We start from the raw sequence: 25757 nt of genomic DNA on the forward strand, positions 1-25757 counted from the left end.
GCAACGGACCTGGGTCGTGGCCTCAACGCGCATCACTGAACGGGCCGCCCGTCGCTTATCGCCGAATGCCGAGGCAACTACAGCGAACGCTCGATTGCCTGCCCGAGCAGTGCCAGGCCCAGGTCGATCTCATCCTCGTGGACGGTCAACGGAGGGGCGATCCGGAAGACACCGCCCATACCCGGCAACTGCACGATGTTCATGCTGAGCCCCAGGTTCATGCATTCGCGCGTGATCTTCGCGCCAAGCCCATCCGCCGGCTCCTTCGTGCGGCGGTCCTTGACGATCTCCATACCCAGAAGCAGCCCCCGGCCGCGAATGTCGCCGATGCACTCGAAGCGTTCCATCAGATCCAGCAGGCCGCGTTTGAGTCGCTCGCCCATCAGGTTCGCACGCGCGACCAGCCCCTCGCGCTCGACCACATCCAGCACCCGCAGACCGACGGCGGCGGGGAGGGGATCGGATACATGAGTCGTATAGAACAGGTAGCCCAATTCGTGGGCCCGCTCCTCTATCTGCGCGGAAGTCACGACGGCCGCGAGCGGCAGACCGGCGCCTAGCGTCTTCGACAGAGTAAGAATGTCGGGCGTGACGCCATCGCGCTGGCACGCGAACATCGTGCCCGTGCGGCCGACCCCGGTTTGCGCTTCATCGAGAATCAGCAGCATGCCGCGCTCCTCGCATTTGCGTTTCAACGCGGCCATGTAGCCTTCCGGCAGTTCGATGATGCCGCCGGAACTGAGGATCGGCTCGGCAATGAAGGCGGCGAGATTGCCACTGGACTGACGATCGATGAGATCGAACGCATAGTCCAATTCCGCCAGGTAATCGTACTCACCGTGGCGCTCGAAACGCGGCCGGTACAGGAAGGGCGCGGGGATCGCAAAGGAGCCGACCGCTGCCGGACCGACGCCTTTGCGACCGGCGCTGTAGGTGGCGGAGGCTGCCGCTCCCGTCATGCCATGCCACGACTGCGCAAAACCGACGATTTCATATTTGCCGGTGACCAGCTTCGCCATGCGAATCGCGGCCTCGTTCGATTCCGCGCCCGTGCTGAGCAACAGCGCCCGGTCGAGTCCGTCAGGCGTGATGTCGGCGAGGCGGGTCGCGAGGTCGACCACCGGCCGCGAAAGCATCCCGCTGAAAAGATGGTCGAGCTTGCCGGCGTATTCGTTGATGACCGCGACGATTTCCGGATGGCTGTGCCCAAGCACCGCGCTCATCTGCCCGGAGGTGAAATCCAGAATTGCGCGGCCGTCCGCGTCATAGACGAAGCTGCCCTGGGCGCGCTCGATGATCATCGGCTCGAAGGTGCCGCCATAGCGGATCAGGTGCTGCCTGGCGTTGCGCCAGAAAACTGCATCATTGTTCAGGGACACCTTGCTTCTCCTTGGCGGGTAGCGGGAATAACTTGCAGTCTAGATGGCTCTCTGGTTTCATAGAATCGAATAGTTCTTATCGAAGCTAGAAGCGGACCTAATACCTTGAGTCTTTCACTTGAAATCGATCTGCTGCGATCGTTTACTGTCGTCGCCGAAGTTCGCGCGCTCAGCCGGGCGGCGAACCGGATCGGCCGAACCCAGTCGGCGCTGAGTCAGCAGATGAAGCGCCTCGAAGAAATCGTCGACCAGCCGTTGTTCCAGCGCACGGGTCGTGGGGTGGTGCTGACCAATCCCGGCGAACGTCTGTTGATCCACGCCCAACGCATTCTGCGACTGCACGACGAGGCGATGGCCGATCTGTCCGGCAAAGGGCTGTCGGGGACGATCCGCTTCGGCTGCCCGGACGACTACGCCGCCGTTTTTCTGCCGCATTTACTGCGTCAGTTTTCGAGCCAACATCCGCATGCGCTGGTCGAAGTGATCTGCGCTCCCACGCCGCGATTGCTCGAACAACTGGAGATGCATGCGCTGGACCTTGCCATGATCTCGTTGCCGGAAGACGCCTCGAACGACGACATCATTCGCCGCGAGCCGCTGGTCTGGGTTGGCTATCCGGGACTCGACTCCGCACACTTCGACCCGTTGCCGCTGGCGCTTTCCGATCCGGACACGCTCGACCACGTGGCGGCCTGCGAAGCGCTGCAACGCGCCGGCAGGGCCTACCGCATCGCCTATGCGAGCAGCAGTCTTGCCGGCCTCACGGCCCTGGTCCGCTCGGGGCAGGCCGTTGCCGTCCTCACACAGACTGCCGTCGCCCCGGATCTCTACATACTCAATGGCGATCCTGCACTTCCGCCTTTGCCGACCATAGGCATTACGCTGAAGTTCGAGCGAGAGCGGCCGGCTCATCTGGTCACGGTATTCGCGGAGCACATCAGACTGACGCTGCCGTTGCTGTGATCGAACGGGTTCAACGAGGTCGACGATCGTCGACTCGCAGTTGCTACGCTCTCGCAGCTGGCAAGCAGGGCGGCACTGGCTTTCGTCGACGATCCGCGAAAAATCACGCCCCTGGCGCTGGAACGATTGGCGCCCGCGACCGCCGTAGCGCTCATGGTTTCATGCGCTCCTGCCAGTACACTACCGGTCTAAGCAAAATCCGGCTCGTCCGGTCCGCGCACATGCGCCGAAGTCTCGCGGGCAGAGCGTTGCGCGGGTCCGGTTTTGAAGTTCCCTGTAGAACGCTCGATTCGCGTCAGACATGCCATGGATTATTTTGCCGCGGTACGCGCCTTCGTTTGCGCAGCGGAACTGCAGAGCTTCAGCAAGACGGCCCATGAAATGGCAGTCAAGACCTCGACCATCTCGCGCTACGTGAGCGAACTGGAAAAGGATCTGGGCATTGCCCTGTTCAACCGGTCGACGCGAGGGCTCGTCCTGACCGAAGGCGGCAGGCTATTTCGTGAGCACGCCATGCTTGCCCTGCAGGCACTCGATGACGCGCGCCAGGTGACCTCGTCATTGAACCGCACACCGCAAGGCGTGCTGCGCGTCACGATGCCGCCGGCATTCGGGCGCCGGCATATCGTGCCGCATCTGCCGGCGTTCATGACGCGCTACCCTGACATCGGCCTCGATATCGTGTCGACCGACGAAACGCTCAATATGATCGAAGCCGGCATCGACGTGGCGATCCGTATCGGCGTGCTGCCCGATTCGTCATTGATGGCCAAACGCATGGCGCCGCATCGCCGTATCGTCTGCGGCAGCCCGGCGTATTTCGAGCGGAGCGGGATGCCTCGCGTCCCTGAAGATCTGGCCACGCATGATGTGCTTCGCTTGTCCCTGCTGCCGGACGACAAATGGTCGTTCACACGCATCGCGGATGCACAGGCATCGCCCGAGCAGGTGCTGGTGGCATTGCGAGGGCGCCTGCGCGCGGACGACTCCGAAGCCGTGCTGGAACTCGCCGTGGCCGGCTGCGGGCTTGCTCTCCTGCCGACGTGGCTCGCCGCTGCGGCCCTGCGCGACGGGCGTCTGCAGCACGCGCTGCCTGAATGGGAAGCGCGCACGGGGCGCGCCGAACCAGCGGTCTGGGCAGTCTACCCGCCGAAGAAAATCGTGTCGTCGAAGGTGCGCGCGTTCGTGGACTTCTACGCCGAGGCGATTGGCGAGCCGCCGTACTGGGACGACGGACTCGCACCGGCGCTTCGGGCTTAACGGGCGAAGCGAATGTCGAGCGTGCGCAGCCAGGTCTGCAAGCCGGCATCCTGGATCGGAATCACATAAGCGTTCTCGTCCGTTTCATTGAAGTGCGCGTGCCAGTATCCCGGCGGCGTCACGAACGCCATCCCGGCTTCCCAATCGACGCGGGTGGGATGCGCGATATTGCCGCTCTCATCCAGTTCGGTGCCGACCAGCGTATACACGCCCGGCTTGCCCCCGGCGATGAAGTCGAGTGCAATCGACTGATGGCGGTGCGGCTTTTGCATCGAGTTGGGCGGCACGATGCCGAACATGGCCCACAACACATGCGTGACCGTTCGCGTCTGTGGAAAGTTGGCGTTGCCCATCAGCACACTGATGCGGTTGCGGCGGCCCGCATTGGCTTCTTCTGAAACCCTGCGCAATTCCGCCTGCGCCTGAGCGGCCGGGTAGAGCGTCGGCGCAAAGCGCGCCGTGACGCCGGTCGTGCCGAGATAGGTGAGCAGCGGCGCGTCGTTGACGTAGTAGAGCGTGGCCGTCGTGCCGGCGGATAGCACAGCGGCATCGCCGCCGGGCAAGGTGAAGAAATCGCCCTGCGCGAACGGGAAGTGGATGTCGGCCTGCGTCACGCTGCCGGTCCCGCTGATGACGTAGCAGACCTGCGAGGTCGCGTTCGGAGCGAGCGTCAATGCGTCCCCCGCGTTGATGCGCAGGAAATTGGCGCTCAGGCCGGGACCGGTCGCGGGGCTAGGGCAACCCAACTCCGCGGAGAGGTCGAGCGGCACGATCCGGGTCACTCCGTCCGCGTACAGCGAAGGCGGGAAATTGCGGAAGGGCACCCGCGAGATGAGCTTCGCGCCGATCGGATTGGCTGACGACGTGTATTCGAAGTATTGCGCATCGAGGGTCGCGTCGGCGGGTTCGGCGAGAGGCGCCGGAGACGTACGGGTCAACATGGTCTGCTCCTTTGGATTGGGAAAACTTCGTACGGATCCGTCACGAAGTTGGATTGGCGTCCGAAAGCTGAGCTGACTATAGGCGCGGGTAGCAGGCCTCAGAAGTACCGGATGTCGAAATCACCTTTGCGCAAATGGGCACGCCGCTCATTCATTGCCGTTATTCCGCGCAATGATAAGGGTTAGTTAAGGTGGTTTATAAAATAATCGAATGCGGATCAGATATTCCAGATAAAAACATATTGCTCATAAGGGTATGTGCTGAAAGACTAAATTCAATTGTAATGGCTCTCATTACAGATAAAACACGCAGCGACTGACCACCTGCAATCGTTCTGTGTTGAGGCACTGCGCGCATCTCCTCCTCGCGTCCCGCCATTGTTATCTTTGAAAGTAATTCGGCCTCTATTGAGATGATAGGAAAAAGAGATTGGCTAATCTAATAGCTGAGCAATAGGATTCCTCCGGCTTCTAACTGAACCCAGGAATACAACGTGAAAATACTGAAGACACAGATTGCAGCAAGCATTTTCTCAATCATCTCGGCAATCTCGATCGCTCAGCCGGCGCATGCCGCGGATATGACCCGGGATAGCGGGTCGCCGGTCGGCGACAACCAGAACTCGCAGACGGCGGGCCCTGAAGGTCCGGTTCTTTTGCAGGACTCTCATCTCATCGAGAAGCTGCAACGCTTCGATCGCGAGCGCATACCCGAGCGCGTCGTTCATGCGCGCGGCACAGGTCTCTTCGGCGAGTTCGTGCCGACTACGGACCTCAGTTCGCTGACCACTGCCCAGGTGTTCACGCCGGGAACGAAGACTCCGGTCTTCGTTCGGTTCTCGACGGTGATGGGCTATCGCGGGTCGCCCGAGCAGGCACGGGATCCGCGCGGTTTCGCTATCAAGTTCTACACACAGCAAGGCAACTGGGACATGGTCGGCATCAACTGGCCGATCTTCTTCATTCGCGACGCCATCAAGTTTCCTGACTTCGTGCATGCGAACAAACCGTCGGCGGTGACGGGTGTGCAGGATCCGAATCTGGCGTTCGACTTTTTTGCTCACTCGCCCGAAGCGACGAACATGCTGACGCATCTCTACACGGACGAGGGCATGCCGGATTCGTATCGTCACATGGACGGTTTCGGTGTGCACGCATTCAAGTTCGTGAACGCGAAAGGGGAAGTTCACTACGTGAAGTTCCACTGGAAAAGCCGTCAGGGCGTCGCAGGCATTCGTCCCCAGGATATCCCGCATTCGATCGGCGCCGACTGGAACATGATGACCAACGACCTGTACAACTCGGTCAAGGCGCATTCCTATCCGCAATGGGATCTTTATATCCAGGTGCTCTCGCCGAAGGATCTGGACAAGTTCGATTTCGACCCGCTCGATGACACGAAGGTGTGGCCGTCTTCCATCCCGGAGCAGAAGGTGGGCACGATGACGCTCAACCGCATTCCGGATAACTATTTCGAGTCCACGGAAGAATCGGCATTCGCGCCTTCACGGCTCGTGCCGGGCATCGAGCCGTCCGAAGACCGGATGTTGCAGGGCCGCCTGTTCGCCTATGCCGACACGCAGATGTATCGCCTCGGCCCGAACTACAACCAGTTGCCGATCAACCGTCCGATCGTCCCGGTCTACAACAACAACCAGGACGGCTTGATGAATGAGGACGGTCGAAAGGGCGAAGTGAACTACGAGCCATCCGGAGTCGCTGAAATCGCACAGCAGGACAAGTACAAGTCCGTGCAGACACCGCTGAAGGGGACAACCCAGCAGAGAGCGATTCACAAGACGCTCGACTTCCGTCAAGCCGGCGAGTACTACCGGACGCTGTCCGCGACCGACAAGACAGATCTGATTACGGCGCTGTCGGGCGACCTTGGCCGCGTGACCAACGACGCGAACAAGTACGCGATGCTCTCGTACTTCTATAAGGCGGATGCCGACTACGGCACCCGCCTCGCGCAGGCGACCCATGCGGATGTCACCCGAGTGAAGGATGCGGCAGCACACCTGAGCGATAACTGAAGCTTGCACGGGAGGCCTGCGCAAGCAGGCTTCCTGAATGACTAGGCAGGCTTTCACACGGAGGACGTAGTAATGCAATGCTCTTTCACCGCCCGGCGCCTTGTTCGGACCGTGGCGGCCGCCGCCCTGGCCGCACTGTTGACGGCCAGTTGTGCGCAACACGTGTATCAGCCGGGAACGTATTCGGCCGCGACGGACACGCCGCGTTACACCGAAGACTGGTTTGCCGCGGCGCGCGCGGGACGCACGGATATTGTTCACGCCTTGATCGATGCCCATTTCCCGCTCGAGACGACGACGCCCGAAGGCTATACCGCGCTGATCCTTAGCGCGTATGACAATCATCCGGAGACATTGAAGGCTTTGCTTTCCGCAGGCGCCAACGCCTGCGCCGCCGACCGGCATGGCAACACGGCGCTGATGGGCGCGCTCTTCAAAGGCGAGACGCATATTGCAATGACGCTGCTCGACACGCATTGCGCCATCGATCAAACCAACAACGCGGGGGAAACGGCATTGTCGTTCGCCGCGTTATTCGGCCGGCTCGATATGATTCCCGTGCTGGTCGCGCACGGCGCCGACGCGAATCATGTCGACGCGCGCGGCGGGACCGCGTTGCAAATGGCGATCGCACAACACAACCCGGCCGCGGAAGATGCATTGCGGCACGCCGGCGCGACACAGTGAGACCTGGCCGATGGAACGTCTCTCATGCCGTGTCGCCGCTCGGTAAATCAAGTGATCGCGAGACTCGCACAAGCTGCTGCTTCTGGCACTCAACCATTTGCCGATCACGTCCGCTTCAATAGCGCGGTATCCACCGGCAACGCCCGGATTCGCGTGCCCGTCGCATTGAAGATCGCGTTGCAGATCGCAGCCGATGTCGGCGGCACGCCCGGTTCGCCCACACCGCCGGGCGGAGCGGCGCTCGGCACGATGTACACGTGCGTGTCCGGCACGGAGTCGATACGGGCGACCCGATAGTCCGTGAAGTTCGACTGATCGGCGGCCCCGCTGCTGAAGGTCAGTTCGCTGTACAGCGTGTTGCCGAGCGCCATCACCACCGCGCCTTCGAACTGCGCGATCACACGATCGGGATTGACGATGCGTCCGCAGTCGACCGCCAGATCGACACGCGTTACACGCACCGAGCCATCGTCGGCAACCTGCACTTGCGCGACCGCCGCGACGTACGTCAGAAAGCTGCGATGAACGGCGATGCCGCGTCCATGGCGGGCGGGCAATGCGGCGGGCCAGTTCGAACGCACCGCCGCCGCGCGGACCACGGCGGCATAGCGCGCGGTATCGATCGGATACTCGTCGATCGACGCGCCGTAGTTCGGATAGTCGACCCCCAGCGCATGCAGATCGACATGGCGCGGACTGCCCAGCAGCGCGAGCAGATGCCGCACCGGGTCCTGCCGTGCGGCAGCGGCGAGTTCGTCGACGAATGAGCCCAGCGCGAAGCCGTGCGGAATGTTGTACACCGAGCGATACCAGCCGATGCGTGTATGCGCCGGCGCCGCGCCGTTTTCGCATTGCACATTGGCGACTTCATAAGGCATGTCGGTCACGCCCTGACCGAGTTCGCCCGCCGAGCCGTACACCACGTTCGGCGTGAACGTCGAACCGATCGACGGAAACACGCTGCGATGCAACCACGCAATCGTCGCGCCCTGGGCGTCGAGTCCGCCTTCCATGTGCTGCGCGCACACGGCGTGGAAATAGTCGTTACGTATGTCGTCTTCGCGTGTCCACGTCAGCTTGACGGGCGCGCCGGCTTCACGCGCCAGGAACGCGGCCTCGGCCACATAGTCCGGCTTCGACTTGCGGCCGAAGCCCCCGCCGAGCAACGTGACATTGATCGTCACGGCCTGCTCCTGCACGCCGAGCATCTGTGCGACAGTGGTACGCGCCTGCTGCGGGTTTTGCGTCGCGGTCCAGACCTCGACCGCGCCGTTCGCAAACGATGCCGTCGCGGCCAGCGGCTCCATCGCCGCGTGCGCGAGGTGCGGCACGTAATAGTCGGCCGATACGTGTTGCGTGGCGTTCTTCAGCGCGCCCGATGTATCGCCGTTGTTGCGCACCACCTTCCCAGGCTGTTGCGCGGCGTCTTCAAGCGCCTTGCGATACGCGTGGCTATCGTACGTGCCGTTCGGCCCGAGGTCCCATTCGAGCTTCAGTTGCCGGCGTCCTTGCAGCGCGGCCCACGTGCTGGTCGCAATTACCGCGACGCCGCCCAGCGGCCGGAAGCCGGCGGGCAGCGGGGCGGCTGGAATACGCACCACGCGCAGCACGCCGGGCACCTTCAGCGCCTGACTCGAGTCGACGCTCTTGAGCGTTGCGCCATAAACGGGGGAACGTTCGACCGATGCGTACTTCATCCCCGGCAATACGACATCGATGCCGTACGTCGCCCGGCCATGAACGATGTCGTCGAGATCGACGATTGGCAGCGACTTGCCGATATAGCGCCACGTGTCCTCGCTTTTCAGGCGCAGCGTGGCGACGCCAGGCACCGGCTGACGTGCCGCGGCGACCGCCAGCGCACCGTATGAAAGCCGGCGTCCGCTCGCCGCATGCACGACATGGCCGGGTTCAGTCCGACAACTCGCCAGGCTCACGCGCCACTGCGCAGCGGCGGCCGCCACCAGCATCTGCCGCGCGGCGCCGCCTGCTTCACGCAGTGGCTGGAAGAACTGGCGGATGCTGCGCGAGCCATCGGTATTCTGGTCGCCGTACTTCGCATCGCCTTGCGCCTGCACGACCTCGACGGTGTTCCAGTCGGCATCGAGTTCGTCGGCGAGGATCATGGCGAGGCTGGTGCGGATGCCGGTGCCCATCTCGGAGCGATGCACGACCAGCACGATTTCGCCGGACGGCGCGACCGACACATAGACGTTCGGCGCAAATACGGTTTTGGCGCCGCTCGCCGAAGCGAGCGGGCTCGCTGCAAACGCCATGCGCGCGCCGCCGACATGCAGGCCCAGCACCATCCCGCCCGCCAACGTACCCTTCAGCGCCCGGCGCCGGCTCAGATTGACGATCTCGCTCATTACGCCTGCTCCGCTGCTGCCTTGATGGCAATCTTGATGCGTTGATAGGTGCCGCAGCGGCAGACATTACCGGACATCGCTTCGACGATCTGCTCGTCGCTCGGCTTCGGCGTCTGTTTCAGCAGCGACGCTGCCTGCATCATCTGGCCAGGCTGGCAGTAGCCGCACTGCGGCACATTGGCGGCTTTCCACGCTCGCTGCACGGGATGCTCGCCGCCTTTGCCCAAGCCTTCGATCGTCGTCACGGGCTTGCCCTGGACATCTGCCAGCGAGGTCACGCACGAACGCACCGCCACGCCATCCAGATGCACGGTGCATGCGCCGCATGCGCCCACGCCGCAGCCGAACTTGGTGCCATGCAATCCCAACAGGTCCCGCACCGCCCATAGCAGCGGCATGTTCGCGTCGGCGTCGAGGTTGTGACGCACGCCATTCACAATCAGTTCCATCCGTCCACTCCTTGTTGTCGACGCAAGCACCTGTCGACGCTGCATGGCATCGCCTTACCGGCGCGCACCGTTCATCTTCTTGCCTGATAGGCGTTGCACCATCCCGCGCCGTTCACCTGCTTCGGGCCGAACAGCGCACACAGCGCGCTGGCGTCGGCCGGCTTGCCCTGGAAGAACTGGCAGTTCGAGCAGCGCTGGTTGTCGCTGTAATGGGGGTATTTCGAGCGATCGACGTGACTGGCGTCGGTCTTGTACCCGAGCGCCTGCGCAGCGGGATCGCTCTCCTGAAGTTGCGCGGGCGTGGCCCAGACAGCGCGTCCGGTGATCGCGAGCGCTGCGGCACCGATTGAACGGAGCATGAAGGTGCGTCGATGAGTTCGCATGATCGATGGCTCCTTCACGCAACGAGTACGCGTTCCGGCGGCGCCATGAATTCCGGCCCCACGGGATCCTTGACGAACTGCGCGAGAATCGCGTCGATCTGCGCGAACGCCTTCTCGTCGAGATGCCAGCCGAACACGTCGTCGATCCCGTCCAGTTGCGCAGGACGGCGTGCACCCCACAGCGCGATCGTCGGACCGCGGTCGAGCACCCAGCGCACGGCCAGCGCGAGCACCGACCTGTCGAAGTTATCGCGCGCGAACACGTTCAGTGCTTTCACCGCCGCGACATACTGCTCGCGACGCGGCTCGCGAAACTTCGGATCGCGCTGGCGCAGATCGTCGCCCTCGAAACGCGTCTCGACGCCGATGCGCCCCGCCAGCAGTCCGCGGCACAATGCCCCATAGGCCAGCGCGACGAGCCCATGCTGTTTCGCATACGGCAGCACGTCACGCTCGATATCGCGCTCGAACAGGTTGTACGGCGGCTGCGTGGCCGACAGTGGCGCCACACGGCGGAACGCATCCATTTGCGCCGGCGAGAAGTTGCTCACGCCCAGCGCGCGCACCTTGCCTTCCTTGCGCAGAGCGTCGAGCACCGCGGCGGTCTCTTCGATCGGCACCAGCGGATCGGGCCAGTGGACCTGATACAGGTCGATGTAATCTGTCCGCAAGCGCCGAAGCGTATCCTCTACTTCCTGACGAATGCGCTCTGGCGACGAATTGCGAAACACCGCGCCGTCGTGCCATTCCAATGCGACCTTGGTCGCGATGACCGCCTTGTGCCGATACCCGTCGGCCAGCGCCTTGCCGACAATCTCCTCCGAAGCGCCGAAGCCATACACCGGTGCCGTGTCGATCAGATTGACACCGCTGTCGAGCGCCCGGCGGATCACCGCGATCGAGTCTTTCTCGTCGGTGCCGCCCCACATCCATCCGCCGATCGCCCAGGTGCCAAGGCCGATGCGTGAGACGGGGGTCGTTAAACCTTCAATTGCGATTGTTTCAATAGTCATGTGAAGCTCTTTAATCAAAGCACTGCGTAAAGCACCGCATACGGGTCGAATGCAATCTGACTAACGGCGACGTGCCCATCGAACGGGCAGGCGAGCCGATTATTTCAGCGGCATCCGGCGATCACAAGAAGGCACCTGACGGTTTCATACTTTCCCCATGGAAACTAATTGCTACGACGGCGCTTGCGCGCACGACAACCCGCAAAAAAAAACCGATGACCTCGCGCGCAACATCATCGAGCAGATCGCGGACAAGTGGACGATCCTCGTCATCGACGCGCTCGGCACGCACGGCGAGATGCGCTTTTCGCGGCTGCGCGAAGTAGTGGAGGGCGTGAGCCAGAAAATGCTCACCAAGACATTGCGGCAGCTGGAGCGTGACGGCCTCGTTACGCGCTACGTGCATCCGGTGATTCCGCCGCGAGTCGACTATCAGCTGACGCCATTGGGACGCAGCCTGCTCGACAAGATCTGCGGGATATGGGATTGGGTCGAAGCCCACATGAGTGAAATGGAATTGGCGCGCCGCGAGTTCGACCACGGCGAAAAGCGGATCGATCATCTACGTCCGCGTGATGTGCCCATCGCTTAGCGTAGTCGTAGCAAGAGGAGCTCGACGCTTAGCATGAGCGTCGAGCTGTCAGCAAGGTCGTGAGAAATTGCCCATAATTGCGCGCACTGTTCGAGCAACCGTTGGGACGTTTCATGAAAGCCGCTTCTGCCGCACCGCAATCCCCGATCGCATTTCTGGCCGTCGCGTTGGCGTTCGCGATCAACATGATGGGCACTACGCTACCAACGTCGATCTATCGGTACTACGAGCTGCAATATGGTTTTACCCCGACCATCATCACGGTGATCTATGCGTCGTATGCAATCGGGGTGCTGGGTGCGCTGCTGCTGGTCGGCAACTGGTCCGATCAGCTAGGCCGTCGTCGCATGCTGCTGGCGGGACTGTGTGCGTCGGCCGCGTCGGCGCTGACATTCCTGCTCAGCGACGGGCTGGCGCTTCTGATGCTCGGCCGCCTGCTGTCGGGTATCTCCGCCGGCATCTTCACAGGAACCGCCACCGTCGCCGTGATCGAACTCGCGCCGCCTGCGTGGCGCAGCAAAGCGATGCTCGCGGCTACCGCCTCCAATATGCTGGGGCTGGGTTGCGGCCCGTTGCTAAGCGGCATCCTCGGCGAACTGTTTCCCTTGCCGATGCGCTTGCCTTATGCGGCGCATCTCATGCTCGTCGGTGTCGCCGCACTGATCGTCCTTGGCGTGCCGGAGACCGCTGCGATTCCTTCGCGTGTGAAGCTCGGCGTCCAGAAAATTTCGCTTCCCGCCGAAGTACGCCCCGCGTTTATTCCTGCCGCGCTGGCAGGCTTTGCAGGCTTCGTCGTGGTGGGCTTCTTTGCGGCGGTCGCCCCTCAACTGATTCGCGGTGTACTCGGCTTTCACAGCGGCATCGTGACCGGCGCGATCGTGTTCCTGCTATTCGCGTGCTCAGCCCTCGGACAGATCGTGCAGACGTTCATTACTGCCCGATGGAGGCAGGCGGCCGGCTGCGTTGGACTCGTCGTGGGGCTGATGTGTGTCGGCCTGTGCGTGCCGGCGCAATCGCTCGGGGCGCTTTTGCTCGGCACGGCCCTGGCAGGCATCGGGCAGGGCATCAGCTTCCGCGCCGGGTTGGGCGAGATCGCGGCAGCGGCGCCTGCGCAACGGCGAGCGGAAGTCACGTCCAGCTTTTTCGTCGTGCTTTATGTGGCGATCTCGCTACCTGTGATCGGCCTTGGTATCGCCGTGCAGATGTCCGACATTCAACGCGCGACGCTGCTCTTCGTCGGCTTGACGATAGTCCTCGTGCTGATCGCGTTGCTCCTGCTGATGCGTAAGCAAGCGGACACGGAGGAAGATGCCAGAGCGATCGGTGATTGATAGGCCATTCGCTCCGCTCATCGAGACGAGCTCTGCCTACGGCGATTATTTTGTCGATCTCGCCGGTGACGGCTTCGATTGCTCAATTCGCCCGGCTTGTCTTCCCGACGGAATTGCTGGCCGTCACCCGGCGCTCGTCTATCTGATCGCGTCAACTATCAATCGTTGAAGTCAGTCGATGCCGACAGGCCCTTCCAGGTTTCGGTTTCCTGCGCGACATAGGCATTCTTGTCAGCGATGGCCTTCAGCGTATCGGTGCCAAGCGGCAGACGCAGCGGAGGCGTTTGCGCATCGACCAGTTCGATCATCGCCGCTGCGAGCTTGGCGGGATTCCCCGGTTGGTTGTGGTTCAGGTTGGCAGCGATCCGACGCACGTTGCCCGATGTCGCGTCATAGTCCGCAATGACCTCGCGTGCGACGACGAGCGATGACGTGTCGAGGAAGTCAGTCCGGAAGTAACCCGGCTCGACGACCGTCGCGTGAATGCCGAGCGGCTTCAGTTCGGCGTGCAATGCTTCGGTCAAGCCTTCGACCGCGAACTTCGTCGAACTGTACGCGCCGAATCCCGCCGCGGCCCGATAGCCGCCGATCGACGACATATTGATGACGTGACCGGCGCGCTGCGAGCGCATCGCCGGCAGAACGGCGCGCGTGACGGTCAGCAGCCCGAACACGTTGGTGTCGTACATGCGGCGCACGTCCGCGTCGGTGGACTCCTCGATCGCGCCGAGCAAACCGAATCCCGCGTTGTTGATGAGAACGTCGATACGGCCGAATTTTTCGAGCGCGGCTTGAACCGCGGCTTTCGCCTGCGCTTCGTCCGTGACGTCCAGCGCAACGGGCAGCAATGCCGGCGAGTCGCCGAGGCGCTCGACGATTGCCGCAACATTGCGGCCGGCGGCGACCACCGCATTGCCGTCAGCCAGGGCCGCCTCGGCGATCAGCGCGCCCAGGCCGCGCGACGCGCCCGTGATGAACCAGACACGCTTGAAGCCGTTCTTCGTGAGTTCAACCATGATGCTTCTCCTACGTTTGGGGTGGGTGTGAACGGATCATAGGAGTATTGATTCGCACGAACTAGGCGTAGATTGCTAGACTGATAATCAATTTTTATTTGCTAATGGGGGTGGCGGTGAACGAAGTTCGTGCGATCACCATATTCGTCCGGGCGGCGGAGCTCGGAAGCCTGCGCAAGGCGGCCGTGGATCAGGGCATTTCGCCGCAGGCCGCGAGCCACGCGGTGATGCAACTGGAAAAGGAGCTGGGCGTGCGGCTCTTCCATCGAACCACGCGCAAGCTGAGCTTGACCGAGGAGGGGCAGGGCCTGCTCGACAGCGTGAAGCCTGCTTTGGCCGTCCTCTCGTCCGCACTCGACGACGCGCGCCGATCGAAAGCCGAGATTGCGGGCCCGCTGCGGGTGAGCGCGCCAAGGGCGATAGGGCATCTGGTGCTGTGGCCTTACTTTCTGGAATTCGCTGAATTGCATCCGAACGTGCAGCTCGATGTGCAACTCGACGACCACTTCACCGACCTGATCAACGATCGCGCCGATGTGGGGTTTCGCGGCGGGTCTCCGCCGTCGGGCGGCACCATCGCGCGGCGGCTTTTGCCGATCCAGTTGATCGTCTGCGCGTCGCCCGCCTATATCGAGCGCCATGGCGCGCCGCGCACTATCGACGAACTCGACGCTCACCGCTGCACGGGATACCGGCGCGCGAACACGGGCAAGCAGGCCCCGTGGGAATTCCTGATCGGGGATGAAATCGTCTACCGCGACGTTGCCACCGCCCTATGCGTCAATGACACCGACGCCGAGACGGCGGCCGTGATCGCCGGACTCGGCATTGGTCAACTCGGCAGCTTTTCCGCCATCGCGCCGATCAGGAGCGGCCAACTGGTTCCGTTGCTGGTTCAGCATGTCACGCAGCGCGAGGCGGTCTATATCTACTATCGTCATCGAACCGAGCAGCCGCTGCGGGTGAGGACATTCATCGACTTCATGGTCGCGCGCCTGGCGGGGAACAGGAGTTTTTATTTCGAGCCGTCCGAACTTCGTGCGGCCCGTTGAATCTGCGAGCTTGCCGGCGTGCGCATGCTCCGAGAACGATGGTCAACAACGGCTCTGAAGCTGGGCGATGTCCGGGTCGCGGGTACGTGAGCGGAAAGCAATCGCGGAAAGAATGACCGGAAGCTGGGCCGGTTTGGCGAAATGGTGATCGAAACCGGACCTGAGCGATACGGCCCTCTCGGTCTGCGACGACAACCCGGACACCGCGACAAGCAATGGTATGGGCTTGCCCCTGAGACCCCTGATTTTCCTGGCCACCTCTCGACCGTCGAGTCGAGGCATCTGAACGTCAAGAATAACCACTGCGGGAAACCACCGGCAGTACTCGGATAACGCATCGACTCCGTCTCGTGTGGCTCGAATTTCGTAGCCGTGAAGCTCGAAATACTGGACGTATGCGGCGAGCAGAGCAGGGTCGTCGTCCGCAATGAGTAGATGGTGAGAGCGGACATGCTTCATCGCCGTTTCTCCGGATCGTGTAGCGGACGAACGCAATTGGCGGACCCGGACCGATCGCACGGCGGATTTCCGCGTAACATGGACGTGGCATCACCGCGCAGTTCAAGGTTTTGCCACTATTCGAGGCGCACATGCGACTGGCTGACTTCATCCTGCGGAACATGGAAGCGATCCTGGCGCAATGGGAGGCTTTCGCCGGCACCCTGTTGCCAGCCGCGGCGAACATGGAATCCCCGGCGTTACGCGACCACGCGCAACAGATTCTCGAGGCAGTGGCGAAGGATCTGTCGACCGCCCAGACGAAGGAAGCACAACTTGAAAAATCGCAGGGACGTGCGCCCCGAATGATCGATGCCCCGGAGACGGCGGCACAAACACACGCCATTCTGCGAGCACGAAGCGGTTTCGACATCCGGCAACTGACGGCCGAATACCGCGCTCTGCGCGCCAGCGTCCTGCGGCTATGGATGGACCAATGCCCGCGCGAGGAACTGGTCATGGACGACGTCATCCGCTTCAACGAAGCAATCGATCAGGCGCTCGCCGAATCGGTCAGCTTTTTCAGCGCGCAAGTGGAACAGGCTCGCAACCTGTTGCTTGGAATGCTCGGGCACGACATGCGCAGCCCGCTTCAGACCATCCAGATGACAGCGTCGTATCTCGCCGCGTTGAATGCCGGGGAGAGGGTGGCGAGTGCTGCGAGCCGCCTGATCCGAAGCGGCTCGCGCATGCAGGCTCTGCTGGACGATCTGTGTGATTTCAACCGGACGAAGCTAGGTCTGGGTATCAACATCGTTCCGACCCACATTGATCTCGCGACCGTCTTTCGCGACGAACTGGACCAGCTTCGCACGATACATCCTGATCGCCAGTTCGATCTGGAGATGCGGGGCAAATCCGAGGGCGATTGGGACGGCAAACGTCTGCAGCAATTGCTCGGCAATCTCGTTCTGAACGCAGTCAAGTACGGCGCGCCGAATACACCGGTGCGTGTCATTGTGACCGGTGAGGAGGAGGATGTCCGTATCGTTGTCGCCAATAGCGGAACTTCAATTGAGCCGTTAGACATGGAACAGATTTTTGAGCCTCTGAAACGCGGTGGGGGTCCTGCGGAAAGCTACGAGGAGGACAGCCACCTCGGTCTCGGACTGTATATCGTGCGCGAAATTGCGAAGGCTCACGGGGGCGAAATCGAACTGCGTTCCGGACAAGGCGAAACTGCGTTCGCCGTACGACTGCCGCGCACCAGGTAGCAATTCACTGTGTCGTTACCCAAATGCCTGGCGGCGAGCACGTAAATAACTCTTCTGTACTTGCGGGCGCGCCTGTCAATTGAACTCACGAGGCGTCGGCGCCACCTCGCTGATTTTTCCGCAGAGCCATGGTGCTAGCCCCGCATGGCCAGTTGAGCAACGGTATTTGCACGATGGGCACAGCGCATGCTGAACAACGATCGGCAATGCGTTGCCATGCACGGCATTTCCGCCGTGCATCCGCCAGAGCGTCCGCTCTGAGAGCCGGACGCCCACCGTTGGGTGCGGGCAGCCATTCGGTTGCACCGCTGTCCGGGTTGATCCATGGTCGCATGCGACTCTGGACAGGTACAGGGACATAACAGGTCCACGTCTGCACCCGTACGGAGTTGCTTCGGCCAGTTACCGGAGAAACCTCATGTTCATCCATAACAAACGCCTCCAGTACACCGTGCGCGTCGCCGCGCCGAATCCGGGTCTTGCGAATCTGCTGCTGGAGCAATTCGGTGGGCCGCAGGGCGAACTCGGTGCCGCCTGCCGGTACTTCACCCAGGCGGTCGGCGAAGATGATCCTGGCCGTAAGGATCTGTTGTTCGATATCGCAACCGAAGAGCTGAGCCATCTGGAAATCGTTGGCTCGATCGTCGCGATGCTGAACAAAAGTGCCAAGGGCCAGTTGGCCGAAGCCGTGGAAGCGGAGGCGGAGCTCTATCGTTCGATGACGGGGGGAGGAAACGACTCCCACACGACGGCGCTGCTGTACGGCGGCGGCCCGGCCCTGACCAATTCGGCCGGCGTGCCCTGGTGCGCCTCCTATGTCGATACGATCGGCGATCCGACGGCCGATCTGCGCTCGAACATCGCGGCAGAAGCTCGCGCGAAGATCGTCTATGAACGCCTGATCAATGTCACCGACGATCCGGGCATCAAGGAAACACTCGGCTTTCTGATGACACGAGAAATCGCCCACCAGAAATCGTTCGAGAAGGCGTTGCATTCGATCCAGCCAAACTTTCCGCAGGGCAAGCTCCCTGGCGTGCCGCAATACACGAGCGTGTACTACAACATGTCGCGAGGCGACGATGCGCCGCGTGGGCCATGGAACGAAGGTCCGGATTGGGAGTTCGTCGAGTCTCCGGAGCCGGCCGTGGATGGCGGTGACGGCATGGCCACCGTCAACGTATCGCAACGCGACGTGAAGGTGTTGCAGGCCATGGCATCGAGAACGGCGTCGGATGTGGCTTCGGATCCGACGACAGGTGCGGACCTCGGCGCGGGTCAGACTGTCTGACGTTGTCGGCGAAGGCGCAGCCGTCCTGACGGCTGCGCCTTCCATTCCGTGGGCCTTGCCTCAGTCCGACGCCCGCTCATCTCGTCATGGAATGAAAAGGCGCGTCAGGAACTCGGCCGCCGGCCGGTGGCGTGTTGACATGCACCGCACGCATGAGTTGATTTTTTTAATGAATTGGTCAGACCGGACAAATTACGGTCGAATGGCGGGCGCTGCGCGCCGGACGTGGCTCCGACAACGGGGCCCGCCGCTCATTCGTTTAAAAAATCATGAAAGGAGAAACATGAAATACCTGCTTGCAAGCCTGACCATTGCGCTGCTGGCCATATCTTCCGGCAACGCGATCGCGAAGGAATGGTCGACCGTGCGGTTCGGTGTCGACGCGAGCTATCCGCCGTTCGAATCGAAATCCGCCGATGGCAAGCTCGTCGGCTTCGACATCGACCTGGGCAATGAGATCTGCCGTCGTCTGAACGCAAAATGCGTGTGGGTCGAAAACGCGTTCGACGGGATGATTCCGGCGCTGAAGGGGCGCAAGTTCGACGGCGTGCTGTCGACAATGTCGATGACGCCGGCGCGTCAGGCGCAGATCGCATTTTCGTCGAAGGTGTTCCGTATCCCGACACGCCTCGTTGCGAAGAAGGGCTCGGCGCTCACGCCGACGCCGGAAACGCTGAAGGGCAAGCGAATTGGCGTCGAGCAGGGCTCGATCCAGGAAACTTATGCGAAGACGTACTGGGAGCCGGTCGGCGCGGTGATCGTCTCTTACCAGGATCAGGATCTGGTTTACTCTGACCTGATCGCTGACCGCATCGACGCATCGCTGCAGAACGCCGTGCAGGCTGACGTCGGTTTCCTGCGCACGGCGCGAGGCAAGGATTTTGCGTTTGCCGGCAATGCGCTTTACGATGCAAAGACGCTCGGAAGCGGCACTGCTATCGGTTTGCGCAAGGAAGACACCGACCTGAAGGCGAAGATCGACAAGGCGATCGCCGACACACGCGCGGACGGCACATACGACAGGATCGCGAGAAAATACTTCGACTTTGACGTCTATGGCCAGTGAGCGCGGCGACAACGCGTGGACGCGGCGGATAAGCGCGTTCAATGTCCGCTTAGGGACAATGTCACCCTAGTTCCCGCAAAGCTCTCATCTGGCCGGGTTGCTGCGATCCCGGACATTTCGCTCCGGGTGCGCGGCAACCTTCAGCGAAGAACCTCCACATCTGCCGCCACGCTGTCCCCACTTAAGCGAGCACCTGTCACGAAGTGTTGTCAACCGGTGCGGCACCGTACCGACGCCTCCTACGAACTCCGGCATGCTGAAGGTCTTGCACGCTGCGCGATACGACTGATCGGCAGCGAAACGTTCGGATCGGCGCTACGTTGCTGTAGAAAGAAGGCCAACTTGTTCAGTACTTCGCTCGCATTCCTCTCGGACGGCCTGCTTGCCCTTTCCGGGTGGCAGATCCTGCTGGCTACGCTGATATCGGCGCACATCACGATTGTCAGTGTGACGGTCTATCTGCACCGGTGCCAGGCTCACCGCGCACTCGACCTGCATCCTCTCGTCAGCCATTTTTTCCGGTTCTGGCTGTGGATGACGACGGGCATGGTGACAGGCAAGTGGGCTGCGGTGCACCGCAAGCACCACGCGAAGTGCGAGACACAAGAAGATCCTCACAGCCCACAAATCAAGGGCATCTGGAAAGTACTGCTCGGCGGTGCCGAACTCTATCGCACTGAAGTGAATAACGAGGAAACACTGCGCAGATTCGGCCACAGCACGCCGGTCGACTGGATTGAGCGGAACGTCTATGCGAAGTATCCGAACCTCGGCATCAGCCTGCTGATCGTGATCGATGTCGCGTTGTTTGGAATCGTTGGTGTGTCGGTGTGGGCCATCCAGATGATTTGGATTCCTTTCTGGGCTGGCGGCGTGGTCAACGGTCTGGGGCATTTCTGGGGTTACCGCAACTTCGGCACTCCTGATGCGAGCACGAACGTGATTCCCATCGGCGTGCTGATCGGCGGCGAAGAACTGCACAACAATCACCACGCCTATGCGACATCCGCAAAGTTGTCGAACCGATGGTACGAGTTCGACATCGGTTGGATGTACATTTGCGTCCTTTCCGCGCTTGGGCTGGCCACGGTCAGGAAAATGGCGCCGCGGCCGCATCTGGTCAAAGGCAAAGCGGAGATCGACGACGACACGCTGCAAGCTGTACTTCGAAACCGTTTCGAGGTGATGGCAAGCTATGCCCGAACGGCTGAGCGTGCCTTCCGGCAGGAACTGGTGCATGTGAAATACACGAGCCGCCGCGAGAAAGCCCTGATTATGCGTGGCGTCAGACACTGGTTTCGCGACGACGGGCAGGCAGGGCAAGCCAAGGCATGTCAACCGGTGCCCAAAGGGCTATACGAGCACGCCCCGACGCTTCGTGTCTACGTCGAATTGCGCGAGGATCTGTCGGCAATCTGGACGCGCTCGAATCTCTCTCGTGAACAGCTACTCTGCCAATTGCAGGACTGGTGCCATCGTGCGGAACAAAGTCGCATCGACGCCCTGAGGCAATTTTCGCAACGTCTTCGTCTTTACGGTTGATAGCTGGGTTTAGATCGATCGCGGCCTGGCCGGCGATCTCCGTAGCGAAGCGGATTTCCCAGACGGGTACGTCACCGTACCGACTTCTGATCACTGCGCGTGCACCGCCATTGCAAGGTCCGGGCGTCGCGCAGCCACCGGAAACGAAGCAATCTCCCGTGTCACGCTATATGCCGATGTCGATCTAAACCTCCATTTCGTTGAACTCCGGCTCAATACGCGTCCGGCAGCGCCTTTTTTGGCAGCGTACAAGCGGAACCAACGATTGCCATTCAGCCGAGCGTTAGGTCGGGAAGGCCGAGCATGGCAATCGTTTCGAAGGTCGTGCAATCCGCATGCACGGCGTCTCGCACCGCGAATGCATGCCAGGACACGGATCGGCGCGTAACTTCGACGCGACTTATAATCTTTTTTTGCGTATTAGCCAGATCTCGAGTAACGCGAAGATTACCGCATCGTGACGCGCTGCAGCACAGGCCGCAAAGATGTTGGAGCATTCCTCCTTCTATCCATATTCACCCGTCAGGAAATCGTCGGCGAAAGCGGCGCGGTTCCGGGCGAGCTGCGGAGAGTGTGAAATGTCTCAAGATCACCGTCAAAACGAAAATCATCTGATGGCCGTGTTGCCTGACCTGGAATGGGAGCGTCTGGCGCCGCATCTGTCGCTCGTGGAGATGCCGCTTGGCAACGTCGTCTATGAATCCGGCGATCGCCTCAATTACGTTTATTTCCCAACCACCTGCATTGTGTCGCTGCTGTACGTGATGGAGGACGGGGCGTCCGCCGAAATCGCGATCGTCGGCAACGAAGGGCTCATCGGCGTCGCGCTTTTCATGGGTGGTGAGACCACGCCGAGCCGCGCGGTCGTACAAAGCGCGGGGCAGGCATATCGCCTGGACGCTCAAATCCTGAAAGAGGAGTTTCATCGTGCAGGGCCTGTCCAGCGCCTTTTGCTGCGCTATACCCAGGCATTGATCACGCAGATGGCGCAGACCGCTGTATGTAATCGTCACCATTCGATCGACCAGCAGTTGTGCAGGTGGCTGCTGCTCAGCATCGACCGCCTCTCGTCGAACGAACTGAAGATGACGCAGGAACTGATCGCCAATATGCTGGGCGTGCGCCGCTCCGGCGTAACCGAGGCCGCACTGAAACTGCAGGATGCAGGTTTGATTCGGTACAGCCATGGACACATCGAGGTATTGGATCGGCCGGGGCTAGAAAAGCGTGTGTGCGAATGTTACGGCGTAGTGAAGCGCGAATTCGATCGGTTGCTGCCGGCTTTGAAAGCGCTATAAAAAACGGTGTGAGCGCGTGCTGGCGCGAATTCAATTCAGTGTGAACGGAGAGCGAATTGGACGATCCTTTCAACCTTCAGCGCTTTGTCGACGCTCAGGATCCGCTGTACGCGCAGGTCTGTGACGAACTGCGCAACGGGCGTAAGCGCAGCCATTGGATGTGGTTCGTGTTTCCGCAGATCCAGGGGCTTGGAACGAGTGCGATGGCGCAGCGGTTCGCGATTTCGTCGTTGGCCGAGGCCGATGCTTATCTGCGCCACCCGCTTCTGGGCGAACGGCTGAGGCAATCGACGCAACTGGTCAACGTTGTCGATGGTCGTTCAATCGAGGAAATTTTCGGGTATCCGGATTACCTGAAGTTTCACTCGTCGATGACGCTGTTCGAGCGCGCGGCGATCGATAAAGAGCCCTTTGCGCAAGCGCTCAGCAAGTATTTCCATGGCCGAGGCGATCCTCTAACGTTAGAGCGCCTCTAGCGGGCACCTGCCGGCGCAGCGCAATTGCTGCGCCCTGCATTGATTCAACTTACCCCCCATCGACCACCTTTCAGGCGAACAGTAAGCCTTGTCCAGGACGCTTCGCGAGCGTACAAAGTAGCGAACGCATCTGCGAGCGGCCCGTCATCGATTGCCGGTGCTGTAAGCGATGTAATGTCAATAACGCTTTGGACAATCATGAACGAGAAAGACATTCACTCAGCCAGCACAACTCGCAGCGCGCGCCGCCGGAACGTCGTCGCGGGTCTCGTCTACGTGTTCGAACAGGTCATGCCAGACCCATTCGTCCTTGCAATTGGCTTGACCCTCGTGGTGGTTCTGCTGGCCATGGCCTTCGCACCGCATGCGTCGCTCGCCGTCATCCTGAGCGCGTGGTACGGCGGCACGTTCAACATTCTAGGCTTCGCGCTGCAGATGATCCTGATTCTCGCGACCGGCTATGCAATCGCCGACGCACCGCTCGTCCAGCGCGGACTGCGGGCGATGGCTGCGGGCGTGCGCACGCCGATGCGCGCCGCGCTGTTGGTCTTTCCGATCGTCGCGGTGGCCGCGTGGCTCAACTGGGGGCTCGGCCTGGTTGTCGGCGCGCTCCTGTCGCGCGAAATCGCGAGGCGCGTAAAGGTGGATTTCGCATGGCTCGTCGCGGGTAGCTACTCCGCGTGGTCGGTCTGCAATAGCGGCTTGTCCAGTTCGATCGCGTTGTCACAGGCATCGCACGACAATGCATTGAACCTGGTCGAAAAAGCCACCGGACAAGTGATTCCGTTGAGTGAGACCGTGTTTGCGCCTTTCGTCTTCATCCCGACCGTCCTCGTCGTTGTCGTCATGACGGCGATCTTCATCTGGATGCACCCGAAGCAGGAGAATGTGGTCGCTTTCAATGAAACGCAGCCGGCGCCTGAAGCACAGACAGAGGCCGATCCGCATGCGAGGGACGCGAAGACATCATCGTTCGCTGCCCGCGCCGAGCGGTCCATGCTCGGCACGCTGCTCCTGCTGGCGCTGGGCGTGGGCTATCTCGTGCTGACGTGGTCCAGCAAAGGCTTCGAGTTGGACATCAACACGACGATCCTGATCTTCCTGCTGGCAGGGCTGGCGCTGCAGCGCACACCGATCGCCTATGCCGATGCAATTCGCCGCGCCGCGCGGCAGACCGGCTCGATGTTGCTCCAATATCCGATGTACGGCGGCATCATGGGCATCATGACGGGGACCGGATTGGCGTCGACGATCGCCAAGACGTTTGTGGCCATTGCCACGCCGGTGACGCTTCCCGTCCTGAGTTACTTCAGCTCGCTGATCATCACGCTGCTCATTCCCAGCGCTGGCGGACACTGGGCCGTTCAGGGGCCTTTCGTTCTTCCGGCCGCATTGAGCCTGCATGCTTCGGTTCCGCGCACGGCGATGGGCGTCGCCATGGCCGAGAACGTCTCGAACATGCTGCAACCTTTCTGGGCGGTGCCCGTTGTTGCAATCGCTGGCATTCGCATCCAGCGCGTTATGGGCTACACGGCGATCACTTTTGTTGTATCGCTCGTGATCTATGCAGCGGCGCTTTGGCTGATTCCGTGATTCGATTACACATGCGCCGGGCAGAAGAAGCTGCTGGCGCGCCGCTGCGGCTGTTGATAGGCTTGGTTTACGCGCGTCGCTCGCTCGGAAGCGGGTGGGCATGGTCTGATGAATCGCACGCTCCATCGAGCTCGACACGCCGCACGCGACCAGGGTCAGCGACGCGTTCGTTTTTTCTTTTTGGGTTTCGGCGGCGCGAGCGCAGCGGTCCAGAAAGCGGTGGTCCCGCGCTTCGCCGCCGCCGTCGCGTGACCGCGCGCTGAACCCGCCACTGCATTTGCGCCGCTCAACCACATGCTGAGGAAGGGATTCTTTTTCATCCACGGATTTTTCATGTCAGGCCCGGTCGAATAGGGGTTGTCCAGTTCATGCCGAACGAAGATCGCAACGGGCATACCTATCGGACCGCGATCGGCGCGCCGGTGCAAATCGAGCGCGGAATCGATCCTGCCGAACGTAAATCGGCAGATCGCGCGCGCGAGACGGCGACTACCGGCGGAAATCGCTTCTCCGACCGACGGCGAATTGAACACACCAGTTGTACATTCGCGCAGTCGGGCTGACGCGAACACGTCCGGCCGATCACTTCGGCAGAACCCACCGTGACTGGGCATGATGCTTGCGCGATTAAGCGTTCAACCGTTAAACCCGATCACCGAGGAGAGCAGCATGGAAGCGACAAAGCAGGACAACAAGGCGACTGAATCCGGCGCGCATGATGCATTAGCCTTTCTCGAGGCGGAACATCGCGCGGTCGAAAAATTATTCACGGCGTTCGAGAAAGCCGAGGACGATGATCTTGAAGCGAAGTCGGCGCTCGTGCAGCGCGCCTGCGAAGAGCTATCCATTCATGCGATGCTCGAAGAGGAACTGCTTTATCCTGCGGCGCAGGAAGCTCTGCCTGGCAGCGACAAGGTCGACGTCGAAGAAGCGTACGTCGAGCACTTCCTCGTCAAGACGCTGATCGCGAAGTTTGAAACGATGAAAGCGGGCGATAAAGGCTTCGATGCGACCTTCAAGGTGATGAGCGAGATGGTGGGGCATCACGTCGAGGAAGAGGAGGGGGAACTCTTTCCGGAACTGCGCAAGTCGAATTGTAATCTGCGCTCGCTGGGCGAGAAGATGGCGAAACGCAAGGCCGAACTGCAGAGCAAGCTCGATGCGGTGGGGAGCCGATCGGTGGGCGATAAGACGGCGGCGCTTTAAGCTTAGCAAAGCGATAGTGGGTCGCGAACGCCTGGCAAATACGCGAAAACATATAACGCTGGAGCAGCCTGCCGCGAGAAAGGCACGCTGTATGCTGCCGTC

The 25757-nt window shown here is 61.3% G+C and carries 24 protein-coding genes; 16 read left to right on the plus strand and 8 right to left on the minus strand.

Annotated features, from left to right (window positions below):
* Positions 1-77 precede the first annotated feature (77 nt).
* Complete coding sequence (locus ACQKRQ_RS14215; RefSeq protein ID WP_132374532.1) at positions 78-1379, minus strand: aspartate aminotransferase family protein; 1302 nt, start codon at positions 1377-1379, stop codon at positions 78-80.
* A 105-nt stretch (positions 1380-1484) separates the two neighbouring features.
* Between ACQKRQ_RS14215 and ACQKRQ_RS14220 the strand changes: the two genes are divergently transcribed.
* Both ACQKRQ_RS14220 and ACQKRQ_RS14225 read left to right on the plus strand, forming a co-directional pair.
* Positions 1485-2342, plus strand: coding sequence for a LysR substrate-binding domain-containing protein (locus tag ACQKRQ_RS14220; RefSeq protein ID WP_427477662.1), 858 nt, complete (start codon positions 1485-1487; stop codon positions 2340-2342).
* Positions 2343-2648: 306 nt separating this feature from the next.
* Positions 2649-3602, plus strand: a complete 954-nt coding sequence (locus tag ACQKRQ_RS14225; protein ID WP_427477664.1) for a LysR substrate-binding domain-containing protein — start codon at positions 2649-2651, stop codon at positions 3600-3602.
* Here the strand turns inward: ACQKRQ_RS14225 and ACQKRQ_RS14230 are convergent.
* Positions 3599-4543, minus strand: coding sequence for a cupin domain-containing protein (locus tag ACQKRQ_RS14230; protein ID WP_427477666.1), 945 nt, complete (start codon positions 4541-4543; stop codon positions 3599-3601). The genes ACQKRQ_RS14225 and ACQKRQ_RS14230 overlap by 4 nt on opposite strands.
* A 581-nt stretch (positions 4544-5124) precedes the next feature.
* On the opposite strand from ACQKRQ_RS14230, the gene ACQKRQ_RS14235 reads away from it, so the two are divergent.
* The gene (locus tag ACQKRQ_RS14235; RefSeq protein ID WP_243658259.1) at positions 5125-6579 is read left to right on the plus strand and encodes a catalase; all 1455 of its coding nucleotides are present in this window, start codon (positions 5125-5127) and stop codon (positions 6577-6579) included.
* A 72-nt stretch (positions 6580-6651) separates the two neighbouring features.
* Positions 6652-7266, plus strand: a complete 615-nt coding sequence (locus ACQKRQ_RS14240) for an ankyrin repeat domain-containing protein (protein WP_427477667.1) — start codon at positions 6652-6654, stop codon at positions 7264-7266.
* Positions 7267-7370: 104 nt separating this feature from the next.
* On the opposite strand, the gene ACQKRQ_RS14245 is transcribed toward ACQKRQ_RS14240, so the two are convergent.
* The 4 genes from ACQKRQ_RS14245 to ACQKRQ_RS14260 form a co-directional block, all read right to left on the minus strand.
* Positions 7371-9635 (minus strand): molybdopterin cofactor-binding domain-containing protein, encoded by a 2265-nt coding sequence (locus ACQKRQ_RS14245; protein WP_427477669.1) that lies wholly within the window; start codon positions 9633-9635, stop codon positions 7371-7373.
* Positions 9635-10084, minus strand: a complete 450-nt coding sequence (locus tag ACQKRQ_RS14250) for a (2Fe-2S)-binding protein (RefSeq protein WP_408246722.1) — start codon at positions 10082-10084, stop codon at positions 9635-9637. The genes ACQKRQ_RS14245 and ACQKRQ_RS14250 overlap by 1 nt, the downstream gene beginning before the upstream one ends.
* A 71-nt stretch (positions 10085-10155) precedes the next feature.
* The gene (locus ACQKRQ_RS14255; RefSeq protein ID WP_427477671.1) at positions 10156-10467 is read right to left on the minus strand and encodes a high-potential iron-sulfur protein; all 312 of its coding nucleotides are present in this window, start codon (positions 10465-10467) and stop codon (positions 10156-10158) included.
* A 14-nt stretch (positions 10468-10481) separates the two neighbouring features.
* Positions 10482-11480, minus strand: coding sequence for an aldo/keto reductase (locus ACQKRQ_RS14260; RefSeq protein ID WP_132374539.1), 999 nt, complete (start codon positions 11478-11480; stop codon positions 10482-10484).
* 157 nt (positions 11481-11637) lie between these two features.
* Between ACQKRQ_RS14260 and ACQKRQ_RS14265 the strand changes: the two genes are divergently transcribed.
* The gene (locus ACQKRQ_RS14265; RefSeq protein WP_132374540.1) at positions 11638-12072 is read left to right on the plus strand and encodes a winged helix-turn-helix transcriptional regulator; all 435 of its coding nucleotides are present in this window, start codon (positions 11638-11640) and stop codon (positions 12070-12072) included.
* Positions 12073-12185: 113 nt separating this feature from the next.
* Positions 12186-13403 carry an MFS transporter gene (locus ACQKRQ_RS14270; protein WP_427477674.1) on the plus strand — a complete coding sequence of 406 codons (1218 nt, stop codon included), beginning with the start codon at positions 12186-12188 and terminating at the stop codon, positions 13401-13403.
* 158 nt (positions 13404-13561) lie between these two features.
* Here ACQKRQ_RS14270 and ACQKRQ_RS14275 read toward each other — a convergent pair whose 3' ends face one another.
* Positions 13562-14419, minus strand: a complete 858-nt coding sequence (locus tag ACQKRQ_RS14275) for an oxidoreductase (protein WP_427477676.1) — start codon at positions 14417-14419, stop codon at positions 13562-13564.
* 116 nt (positions 14420-14535) lie between these two features.
* On the opposite strand from ACQKRQ_RS14275, the gene ACQKRQ_RS14280 reads away from it, so the two are divergent.
* Positions 14536-15471 (plus strand): LysR family transcriptional regulator, encoded by a 936-nt coding sequence (locus ACQKRQ_RS14280; RefSeq protein WP_408311685.1) that lies wholly within the window; start codon positions 14536-14538, stop codon positions 15469-15471.
* A gap of 42 nt (positions 15472-15513) precedes the next feature.
* Here the strand turns inward: ACQKRQ_RS14280 and ACQKRQ_RS14285 are convergent, their stop codons facing one another.
* Entirely contained in the window at positions 15514-15930 is a 417-nt protein-coding gene (locus ACQKRQ_RS14285; protein ID WP_427477678.1) for a response regulator, read from the minus strand.
* 131 nt (positions 15931-16061) lie between these two features.
* Between ACQKRQ_RS14285 and ACQKRQ_RS14290 the strand changes: the two genes are divergently transcribed.
* The 9 genes from ACQKRQ_RS14290 to ACQKRQ_RS14330 all read left to right on the plus strand — a co-directional run bounded on the left by ACQKRQ_RS14290 (position 16062) and on the right by ACQKRQ_RS14330 (position 25655).
* Complete coding sequence (locus ACQKRQ_RS14290; RefSeq protein ID WP_427477680.1) at positions 16062-17183, plus strand: ATP-binding protein; 1122 nt, start codon at positions 16062-16064, stop codon at positions 17181-17183.
* A 418-nt stretch (positions 17184-17601) separates the two neighbouring features.
* Positions 17602-18474 (plus strand): manganese catalase family protein, encoded by an 873-nt coding sequence (locus tag ACQKRQ_RS14295; protein WP_132374546.1) that lies wholly within the window; start codon positions 17602-17604, stop codon positions 18472-18474.
* A 283-nt stretch (positions 18475-18757) separates the two neighbouring features.
* Entirely contained in the window at positions 18758-19540 is a 783-nt protein-coding gene (locus ACQKRQ_RS14300) for an ABC transporter substrate-binding protein (protein WP_427477683.1), read from the plus strand.
* Positions 19541-19756: 216 nt separating this feature from the next.
* Positions 19757-21082, plus strand: a complete 1326-nt coding sequence (locus ACQKRQ_RS14305; RefSeq protein WP_427478333.1) for a DesA family fatty acid desaturase — start codon at positions 19757-19759, stop codon at positions 21080-21082.
* A gap of 578 nt (positions 21083-21660) precedes the next feature.
* The gene (locus ACQKRQ_RS14310) at positions 21661-22380 is read left to right on the plus strand and encodes a Crp/Fnr family transcriptional regulator (RefSeq protein WP_427478335.1); all 720 of its coding nucleotides are present in this window, start codon (positions 21661-21663) and stop codon (positions 22378-22380) included.
* Positions 22381-22436: 56 nt separating this feature from the next.
* A complete protein-coding gene (locus ACQKRQ_RS14315; protein WP_427477685.1) occupies positions 22437-22856 on the plus strand; it encodes a DUF1810 domain-containing protein in 420 nt (139 codons plus the stop codon).
* A 198-nt stretch (positions 22857-23054) separates the two neighbouring features.
* Complete coding sequence (locus tag ACQKRQ_RS14320; RefSeq protein WP_427477687.1) at positions 23055-24449, plus strand: short-chain fatty acid transporter; 1395 nt, start codon at positions 23055-23057, stop codon at positions 24447-24449.
* 368 nt (positions 24450-24817) lie between these two features.
* Positions 24818-25012, plus strand: a complete 195-nt coding sequence (locus ACQKRQ_RS14325; RefSeq protein ID WP_132374561.1) for a hypothetical protein — start codon at positions 24818-24820, stop codon at positions 25010-25012.
* Between the two features lie 106 nt (positions 25013-25118).
* The gene (locus ACQKRQ_RS14330; protein ID WP_427477689.1) at positions 25119-25655 is read left to right on the plus strand and encodes a hemerythrin domain-containing protein; all 537 of its coding nucleotides are present in this window, start codon (positions 25119-25121) and stop codon (positions 25653-25655) included.
* Positions 25656-25757 lie beyond the last annotated feature (102 nt).

The sequence above is a fragment of the Paraburkholderia sp. NPDC080076 genome (assembly GCF_050281145.1).
Taxonomy (GTDB): domain Bacteria; phylum Pseudomonadota; class Gammaproteobacteria; order Burkholderiales; family Burkholderiaceae; genus Paraburkholderia.